We start from the raw sequence: 8,117 nt of genomic DNA on the forward strand, positions 1-8,117 counted from the left end.
AAATATTTTTTTATCCAGCCCCTGTAAAACATCTGTGGCGTATGCTGAGGGAACCGCAATAATAATACAATCTGAATTAGTTATAACTTCTGCGGCCTTGATGGTTAAATGTAATTGTGAAACATTAAAATGTGCCGATGGCAAATAATGAGGATTGTGATGGCGTGTTTGTATATGTTTGATTGCTGCTTCGCTGCGGTTAAACCAGTAAATGGTGTTACCATTATCGGTTAAAATTTTTGCAAGGGCTGTTCCCCAGCTTCCGCTTCCTAATATTCCAAATTGCATGGTTGATAGTTGAAAGTTGATGGTTGAAAAATTTTTAAATCCAAGGCAGTAAGCACTAAAAATTTCCGTTAAAAAGTTAATGGCAGAAATGTAATTCGCAAACATTCAACTTTCAACCATCAACATTTAATTTTTAAAGCCCTAATTTATCTACTGCCAACTGCGCCGCAATCTGGCTGGCATCTTTTTTATTGTAGCCTTTTGCTTCGGCAATTAATTCCCCATCAACAGTTGCACCAATGGTAAAAAGGCGGCGGCCATTTTCAAATTTTTCATTTAGTGTTTCAAATTCTAATAGCTTACCATTTTTATTGGCCCAGCCGTACAATTTATTTTTTATATTTATTTCTATTATCTCCAGGTCATCTATAAAAAGATGCGGCATAATGATAAATTTCTCCACCCACTTTTGTGTACCGGCATAACCTTTATCTAAATATACAGCCCCAATTAAAGCCTCTAATGTATTACCAAATATTTGAGAAATTTTAAGGGAATTATCGTATTTATTGTAAAAGGTAATTTTTTTAAGCCCCATCTTTAATGCAATATCGTTCAGCATTTGACGGTTTACCATTTTGCTCCGCATTTCAGTTAAAAAACCTTCGCCTTTGTAGGGATATTTTCTAAATAAATAATGCGCCACAATGGAGCTTAAAACAGCATCGCCTAAAAACTCCAGCCTTTCATTATTTTCATCGGCGCCTTCCCTTACGCTTCTGTGGCTTAGTGCAGTTTTATACAGGGCAACATCGCCGGGTGTAAAGCCCAGTATATTACTCAGTTGTTTTTTAAACTCCCGTGTTTTATTCTGACTGTTGAAAAAATCTTTAATGAATTGCAAGTGCTTGAAAATGTTTGAATGAAATTACTTCTATTTATTATGAAAATAAAATTAAGATTTTTTTGAGTAGCCCCAACATCAATAACTTAATACAAAAAATCTTTTTAATTTTTTAGATTAAAAAGATTTTTATAAGCATTATAATTATACTGAGATAAAAGCAATATTACATTGCTGCCAGCTGAACCTTTTGCTGCAACTCTAACACGCTTTCTTTAAAAAGGCTGTCGGTATCCATTAAATCTTTTACAGTTTGGCAACTGTGTATTACCGTGGTATGATCTCTGCCGCCAAAATGCTCTCCAATTGTTTTAAGGGAGTTTTTGGTAAAGGCTTTAGATAAAAACATAGTAATCTGTCTTGCCTGCACAATTTCCCTTTTACGGGTTTTTTGCAGCAATTTATCGTAAGGCACGTCAAAATATTCGCATACCATTTTTTGTATGGCGTCGATAGTGATTTCCTTACTGGAGGATTTTACAAAATTTCTAAGTACTTTCTTTGCCAATTCAAGATCAATTTCTCTCTTATTAAGCGAAGATTGTGCCAATAATGATATTAAAGCACCTTCTAATTCCCTTACGTTGCTATTAATATTATAAGCAATATATTTTACTACCTCACGGGGCATTTCTAATCCATCATTCTTCATCTTCTTTTCTAATATCTCAATTTTGGTATCGTAATCCGGCACCTGCAGATCGGCACTTAAGCCCCAGCGGAAGCGGCTTAATAATCTTTCCTGTACACCTTCCAAATCTTTTGGAGGCTTATCGCTGGTTAATATTAATTGTTTACCGCTTTGGTGTAAATGATTGAAAATAGCGAAGAATGCTTCCTGTGATTTTTCGGCACGGTTAAAAAATTGCACATCATCAATAATTAAAACATCTATCAACTGATAAAAATGAATAAAATCGTTGATGGCCTGATTGCGGCTATGGTCTATAAACTGGTTGATAAATTTTTCGGAGCTTACATATAATACCACTTTATTAGTATGTAATCTTTTTACTTCGTTGCCGATGGCCTGTGCCAAATGCGTTTTACCTAAACCAACGCCACCATAAATTACTAAAGGGTTAAAAGAAGTGGTGCCTGGTTTTTCTGCAACAGTTTTACCAGCACGGCGGGCAACACGGTTGCAATCACCTTCTATAAATGCATCGAATGTATAGGCAGGATTTAACTGCGGATCTATCTGCATTTTTTTAAGACCCGGAATTACAAACGGATTCTTAACAGGATTATTTATTACAAGTGGAAAATCCATTTCGTTGTTTGAATATGATTTATAACCATGACCCGGCACATCCATCGTTAGCGGTTTATTTTTACTGTTACCGCTGTCTACCATTTTTCTGTATTCCAATCTTGCCTCTTTACCCAATTCTCTTTTTAATGTTTTTGCTAAAAGAGAAACATAATGTTCTTCAAGGTACTCATAAAAAAATTGACTTGGCACCTGTATCGTTAATATTTTTTCTTTTAATGCTACGGGTGTAATTGGTTCAAACCATGTTTTAAAATGTTGCCATTCTACAATGTCTTTGATTATCTCTAAACAATTAGTCCATACTTTTTCAAAAGCCTTATCCATTAGTTCTTAAACAATTTATTTATGTTGAGTAAAAGAGTAGTTTAGGGGGATTGTCCTTTAAAAATTACTTTCAATGAATACTGAAAATTAATTTTTAGCAGGACAGCGAATATCGAATAAATTATTGAAAAAAAAATTTTTTATTCAATTGTTTTTTTCACTACCACCACAGTATGGGATTTTGACAATTTTTTTGAGTTAAATCCAGCAAAATCAAAATCTAATCTGCCCAGTTGAATACCAGCCCAACCCACCTGGTTTATCAATACACCACTTCCTGATTTATTAGTATGTAATTCCGGCGCATCCATAAAAGTATGTGTATGCCCGCCAATTATTAAATCTATATTTTCAGTTTCTTTAGCCAATACGATATCGCTTACTTTATTGTCGGTGTATTTATATCCTAAATGGCTAAGGCATATCACCATATCGCAACCTTCTTCTTTTTTTAATGCAGCAGCGGTTTCATTTGCTTTTTGTATTGGATCAAGATATTTTGTATTGCCGAATAAACTATCCGGTACTAACCCGGTTAGTTGTATGCCCACTCCAGTAACACCAATTTTTAATTTTCCTTTTTTAAAAATTTTATACGGTTGGTATTTAAATTCCATTGGTGTATTGGTAAAATCGTAATTACACATCAATACCGGAAAATTTACATGCTTTAATTGAGCAGCAAAATTTTCCAGTCCTGCATCAAAATCGTGATTACCCATTGTTACTGCATCATATTGCATTGCAGCCATTGCTTTCATTTCGGGCTCGCCTTTATAAATATTGAAATAAGGCGTACCCTGAAAAATATCGCCTGCATCTAATAATAACACCTGGTTATTTTCATTTCTTATTTTCTTTATTAATTCAGCCCTTGCCGCCACGCCGCCTAGTCCCTGATTTCTGCCACCGTCCATAGGGAAAGGCTCCAGCCTGCTGTGTACATCATTAGTATGAAGGATGATCAATTTTTTTGCTGCATTTTCTTTTTGCATTTCTGCAAACAGACTGTTTGATGTTAGCATTGCCGCAGCAGCAAGCGAAGATTGTGTAATAAATTTTCTTCTACTCTGCATTTGTTACCCGGTTTTCTATTTGAGAAGATATTTTTTTTCCTTGCCTGTTTATTTCAATAAAATATTCAATAAGTGCCTCTCTTAAAACATATCCTGTACTTTTTTGTGGTATTGGCCTGAGCATGATACAATCATCGCCACCGTTAGCTACATAATCAACCATTGCAATAGCATAAACTGCTGTATCAGCTATCGGCTGTCCGTTTATTAGAATATTTATTGCAGTTTTATTTTTTATTTGCCAGCTAATGCCTGCCACAGGCCAGCCACCTTTTGCAGAAATATGATTTAAGAATTCCTGCAACACTTTACCACTTAATTTTTGTATTACAATATCATTATCAAAAGGTGCCAGCTCAAAAATTTTGCCTCTTGTAATATTACCTGCGGCTACCGAAGTAAGCCTGATACCACCAAAATTAATAAAGGCTCCGTCAACAGGCATTTTATATCCCTGCTTTGCTTTAGCCAGCATAGCATCTGCCATAATATTTCCTAATGTTCCTTCGGGTTGTTTTTTTTCCAGTTCTGTTGCGGCAACTGCAATAACAGTATTCATACTTTTATTTACACTATCGGCATAGGGTTGCAATAATTTATTTAAACCACTGTCTTGCCTACTCTGCTGCGTAAGGCGGTAATCAATATACTGTACTGCCTGCGGTTGATATGCCGTTTTACAGGATACTAAAAAAAATGCAGTAAAAAAAAATGGTAAAAAAAAGTGGCTGGGTTTCCTCATAAAACTCCTGTTAGAATAAAGAGGAAGGTAGTAATTTTTTATTAATAGCAACAAAAAAGATGGGATAAAAATTTATCAATAAATAGAATTACTTTTGGCATATTAAATTATTATTATGAGTTATGAATTAACCGGCAAATTAATTGCTAAGTACGACATCGTTCAACGAACAGAAACTTTTAAAACAAGAGAATTTGCTGTTGAAAAAACTGATGAAATAAATGGCCGCACTGTTACCAATTATGTAAAATTTCAATGCATACAGGATAAAACCGCTATTGTGGACAGGGTGAATATTGGCGATGATGTGAAAGTATATTTCAACATTAAAGGCAGCAAGTGGGAAAAAGATGGCAAGGTAAATTATATTACCAATTTAGATGCCTGGAGAATTGAACAAATTTTACAACCCGGTGCAACTGCAAAAACTGATAATGAATATTTAGAACCATTGGATACTTTTTCATCGGCACCACCGGATGCAGTGGATGATTTGCCGTTTTAGCCCCTATCCCCCTAAAGAGGGGAAAAGCAGAAGATGAGTATATAGAATTAAGCGAATAAAATTTCCGGAATAAGTATCCGGCATTAAATATATGCAACAAAAAATTTCTTTCAAACTGCTTCCTTCCGAGGCAATGGATGAATCCATCATCAAAAAATATATTGCCGGTACTGCCGGCAAAAAAGAAAGTTCCGTTACCGGTTTTCATTTTTTAAAAAAATCGCTTGATGCAAGGGCAAAAACTATTTGGGTAAACTTAACAGTAAATGCTTTTATTGATGAGCCTTTTAAAAAAAGAGACATTACTGCATTAGATTTTAAAGATGTTAGTAAGGCCCAAAAAAAAGTAATTATTATTGGTGCAGGCCCGGCAGGTTTATTTGCAGCACTGCAATTGATAGAAAAAAATATTAAGCCCATTATTTTAGAAAGAGGAAAAGATGTAAGGGCAAGGCGAAGAGATTTAGCTGTATTGAATAAAGAAGGTATTATAAACCCCGAAAGTAATTATTGTTTTGGCGAAGGCGGCGCCGGCACTTACAGCGATGGTAAACTTTATACCAGAAGCAACAAGCGTGGCGATATTGACCGCATACTTAATTTATTTGTTCGCTTTGGCGCCGAAGAAAAAATTTTATACGAAGCACATCCGCATATTGGCACCAATAAATTACCGCATATTATTACTGCTATGCGTAACCAAATAATGGAATGCGGCGGCGAATTTTTATTTGAAAAAAAAGTAATTGATTTTATTATTGAGAAAGAAAAAATAATTTCAGTAAAAACTGCTGATGGAAATATTTTTGACGCTGATAATTTTATTTTAGCAACGGGCCACAGCGCCAGGGATATTTTTGAGTTGCTGCACCAAAAAAATATTTTAATAGAAGCAAAACCTTTTGCTTTAGGTGTAAGAATTGAACATCCGCAAATGCTTATTAATACCTGCCAGTATAAAAGCAATGCAGCAAATGACATTTTACCACCAGCTTCTTATTCATTAGTGGAACAGATAAATCAAAGAGGCGTTTTTAGTTTTTGCCTGTGCCCCGGTGGTATTATTGCTCCGGCTTCTACAGCAGCAGGAGAAATTGTGGTTAATGGCTGGAGCCCTTCTAAAAGAAATAATCCTTATGCCAACAGTGGTATGGTAGTACAGGTGGAGTTACAAGATGCTTTGAAAGAAACAAAACGTTCAATAAACAATGGTCAATATTCAACCTTGCCTGCCGGCAGGCAGGTATTCAATGAAAAACATCCATTAATAATGATGGAGTTTCAAAAAATGGTGGAGCAAAAATGTTTTGAAAGTGGGGGTGGAAAATTTGTAGCGCCTGCTCAAAGGATGGCGGATTTCAGCAATGGCAAAACATCTTCATCTTTACCCAATTGTTCCTATCAGCCGGGTTTGCACTCTTTATCCTTAAAAGAAGTGTTGCCCGATTTTGTTTATCAATCACTGGCGAAAGGTTTTATTGAGTTTGGAAAAAAAATGCCCGGTTATTTTACTAATGAAGCTGTGGTGGTAGCAACCGAAAGCCGCACATCATCTCCTGTTAGAATTCCACGTAATGCCGATACACTTACTCATCCTCAAATAAAAAACTTATACCCTTGTGGCGAAGGTGCAGGGTATGCCGGCGGAATTGTAAGTGCGGCTATGGATGGCGAAAGAGTGGCAATGCAAATAAGCAATAGGCAATAAGCAATAGGCAAGTATGTTTGTCTCTCAAACTTAATTTTTACCGTTTGTAAATTTTACTTACACACAATTTTTTACAAATTATCTTTACTGAATAAATTTTTATATGAACATTTTAGAACTGCAAAACCTGAAAAAATATTTTGCCACACAAAAAGCGGTGGACGATATCAGCATGACCATTCCCAAAGGAAGTATTTTTGGATTGCTTGGCCCTAACGGTGCCGGTAAAACCACTTTAATAAGAATGATCACAGGGATTTTTTATCCCGATTCTGGTGATATTATTTTAAAAGGAAAAAAGTTTGATCCCGAAAATGATGCCAGGTACATTGGTTATATGCCCGAAGAAAGGGGATTGTATAAAAAGATGAAGATTGGTGAACAGGCTTTATACCTTGCCCGGCTTAAAGGATTGGGTAAAGACGATGCTATGCACAAAATTAAAGATTGGTTTGTGCGGCTGGAGATGGAAAGCTGGTGGAATAAAAAAGTAGAGGATCTGAGTAAAGGCATGGGACAAAAATTACAATTTGTAATTACCGTTTTACACGAACCTGATTTAATTATTTTAGATGAGCCCTTCAGTGGTCTCGACCCTATTAATGCTAATCTTATTAAAGATGAAATTTACAGGTTGGCGCAAAATGGCACTACCATAATTTTTAGTACACACCGCATGGAACAGGTGGAAGAAATTTGCAACAATATTGTGCTGGTAAACAAAGGAAAGAAAATTTTAGACGGTACTGTGCAAAATGTAAAACAGGATTTTAAAGAAAATCTTTTCAGTATTCAATTAGAAAACATACCTGATAGTATCAATAGCAATGCATTTGAAATTATTAATACAAATAAGCAAGAACTTATTGTAAAAATTAATGAAGGCTTTAAAGCCAATGATGTGTTGGGATATTTTATTAATGGGGGAAGCGGCATCGTTTCTTTTAAAGAAATACTTCCTTCGCTTAATGATATATTTATAAAATTAGTAGAAGGCACGCCAACTGCAAGGCAATTTCAGGAAATGGATAATTGACAATTCATTAATGCATAGTTTCTTTAATTGTTACTTTATTCTTTTTAGCATTTAACCCTCATTTATACTTTTCAACTTATACAAAATGAACAAAATTTTATTAATCATACAAAGAGAATTTTTAACCCGTGTTAGAAAAAAAACCTTCATCATTGGTACTATTCTTTTTCCGCTTTTATATCTGGCTTTAATTTTTGGCACGGGCTATATTGCTGATAAAACCAAGGAAGATTTAAGGATTGCATTAATAGATAAATCAGGGTTATTTAAACAAGACTTAATTAATACAGTAAATGGCAAAGACACAAGTAATACAAT

Annotated in this window: 8 protein-coding genes and 1 pseudogene; 4 read left to right on the forward strand and 5 right to left on the reverse strand. The window is 35.0% G+C overall.

Annotation, left to right across the window (positions count from 1 at the left end):
- The 5 genes from ACY65O_RS03225 to ACY65O_RS03245 all read right to left on the reverse strand — a co-directional run.
- Positions 1–288: NAD(P)-binding domain-containing protein (locus ACY65O_RS03225; protein WP_462219411.1), on the reverse strand; the 288-nt coding region annotated here is incomplete at its 3' end.
- 133 nt (positions 289–421) lie between these two features.
- Positions 422–1,132: a ribonuclease III gene (rnc, locus tag ACY65O_RS03230; protein ID WP_462219412.1), complete on the reverse strand. Its 711-nt coding sequence runs from the start codon at positions 1,130–1,132 to the stop codon at positions 422–424.
- Between the two features lie 166 nt (positions 1,133–1,298).
- Complete coding sequence (gene dnaA, locus ACY65O_RS03235; protein ID WP_462219413.1) at positions 1,299–2,732, reverse strand: chromosomal replication initiator protein DnaA; 1,434 nt, start codon at positions 2,730–2,732, stop codon at positions 1,299–1,301.
- A 140-nt stretch (positions 2,733–2,872) separates the two neighbouring features.
- Positions 2,873–3,808, reverse strand: a complete 936-nt coding sequence (locus tag ACY65O_RS03240; protein ID WP_462219414.1) for a bifunctional metallophosphatase/5'-nucleotidase — start codon at positions 3,806–3,808, stop codon at positions 2,873–2,875.
- Complete coding sequence (locus ACY65O_RS03245) at positions 3,798–4,550, reverse strand: 5'-nucleotidase C-terminal domain-containing protein (RefSeq protein WP_462219415.1); 753 nt, start codon at positions 4,548–4,550, stop codon at positions 3,798–3,800. Before ACY65O_RS03245 ends, ACY65O_RS03240 begins: the two co-directional genes overlap by 11 nt.
- Positions 4,551–4,665: 115 nt before the next feature.
- Here ACY65O_RS03245 and ACY65O_RS03250 point away from each other — a divergent pair, with 115 nt between their 5' ends.
- From ACY65O_RS03250 to ACY65O_RS03265, 4 genes and pseudogenes are all read left to right on the forward strand, one after another.
- Positions 4,666–5,055 (forward strand): DUF3127 domain-containing protein, encoded by a 390-nt coding sequence (locus ACY65O_RS03250; protein ID WP_462219416.1) that lies wholly within the window; start codon positions 4,666–4,668, stop codon positions 5,053–5,055.
- Between the two features lie 91 nt (positions 5,056–5,146).
- Entirely contained in the window at positions 5,147–6,763 is a 1,617-nt protein-coding gene (locus ACY65O_RS03255; protein WP_462219417.1) for an NAD(P)/FAD-dependent oxidoreductase, read from the forward strand.
- Between the two features lie 103 nt (positions 6,764–6,866).
- Positions 6,867–7,799 (forward strand): ABC transporter ATP-binding protein, encoded by a 933-nt coding sequence (locus tag ACY65O_RS03260; protein WP_462219418.1) that lies wholly within the window; start codon positions 6,867–6,869, stop codon positions 7,797–7,799.
- An 85-nt stretch (positions 7,800–7,884) separates the two neighbouring features.
- Positions 7,885–8,117: pseudogene (locus ACY65O_RS03265) on the forward strand (ABC transporter permease); the annotation flags it as partial.

Origin of the sequence: Ferruginibacter sp. (assembly GCF_031430955.1) — a bacterium.
In the GTDB taxonomy this organism is placed as follows: domain Bacteria; phylum Bacteroidota; class Bacteroidia; order Chitinophagales; family Chitinophagaceae; genus Ferruginibacter.

Excerpts from the sequence above, each read along its gene's own strand:
- ACY65O_RS03255 (WP_462219417.1), top strand. The coding sequence starts at position 5,147 with ATGCAACAAAAAATTTCTTTCAAACTGCTTCCTTCCGAGGCAATGGAT.
- ACY65O_RS03250 (WP_462219416.1), top strand. The coding sequence starts at position 4,666 with ATGAGTTATGAATTAACCGGCAAATTAATTGCTAAGTACGACATCGTT.
- ACY65O_RS03260 (WP_462219418.1), top strand. The coding sequence starts at position 6,867 with ATGAACATTTTAGAACTGCAAAACCTGAAAAAATATTTTGCCACACAA.
- ACY65O_RS03240 (WP_462219414.1), bottom strand. The coding sequence starts at position 3,808 with ATGCAGAGTAGAAGAAAATTTATTACACAATCTTCGCTTGCTGCTGCG.
- dnaA (WP_462219413.1), bottom strand. The coding sequence starts at position 2,732 with ATGGATAAGGCTTTTGAAAAAGTATGGACTAATTGTTTAGAGATAATC.
- ACY65O_RS03245 (WP_462219415.1), bottom strand. The coding sequence starts at position 4,550 with ATGAGGAAACCCAGCCACTTTTTTTTACCATTTTTTTTTACTGCATTT.